The organism is Curtobacterium luteum, assembly GCF_001475545.1.
GTDB classification, from domain to species: Bacteria; Actinomycetota; Actinomycetes; order Actinomycetales; family Microbacteriaceae; genus Curtobacterium; species Curtobacterium luteum_A.
Window position 1 is genome coordinate 1 of the sequence record NZ_LDQC01000158.1, and the last position, 842, is coordinate 842.

Consider the following 842-nt stretch of genomic DNA (forward strand, 5'->3'; position numbering starts at 1 on the left):
GCGTCGGCGAAGCCGTGCCCGGGCGGATGTTCCTGCAGTACGGGACGACGATGTTCATGATCGCGCCGACGGCCGCACCGATCTCGGTCCCGGGCATGTGGACGACGGTCGGCACGCGACCGGGGCAGGCGTGCGTGGCTGGCGGCACGGCGACGTCCGGGGCGATCACCGAATGGCTCCGGCGGTTGGTCCACGGCGACTGGGCGACGATGCTCCAGGAGGCCGAGGTCTCGGGGCCGGGCGCGAACGGGCTGCTCATGCTGCCCTACTTCGCAGGAGAGCGGACCCCGATCGCCGACCCGTACGCCCGCGGGGTGGTGGCCGGACTGACGGTCCGGCACACCCGCGGCGACCTGTACCGGGCGGCCCTCGAGGCGACGGCGTACGCGGTCCGCCACAACCTCGAGACGCTCGAGGGTGCCGGTGTCGAGGTCCGGGAACTCGTCGGTGCCGGCGGCGGTCTCCGTGGATCGCTCTGGCCGACCATCGTCTCCGACGTCACCGGCCTGCCGCAGACGGTCCCGAGCACGACGGTCGGCGCGTGCTACGGGTCGGCGTTCCTCGCGGCGGGTCTCGTCACGGACGTCGACATCGCGAACTGGAACCCGCCCGCCGGGATCATCCGACCCGACCCCGAGGCGCACCGCGCGTACGAGGCCGGGTACCGCGACTACCGCGACCTCTACGACGCGACCGCCGCGGTGGTCCACCGGCTGGCCCGGCGGACGGTCCCGCAGCACTGACGGGGCCGCCCGCGGGCGACGCTCAGGCTGCCTCTTAGACCCATCCCCGAACCCCCGAGACTAAGGCGGATGTCGTATGACGGCTTCAGTCTGACACAA

Annotated in this window: 1 protein-coding gene; it reads left to right on the forward strand. The window is 72.6% G+C overall.

What is annotated here, in order from left to right:
- The coding region (locus NS184_RS16860) for a xylulokinase (protein ID WP_242863099.1) at positions 1 to 743 on the forward strand (743 nt) is incomplete at its 5' end.
- Between the last annotated feature and the right edge of the window lie 99 nt (positions 744 to 842).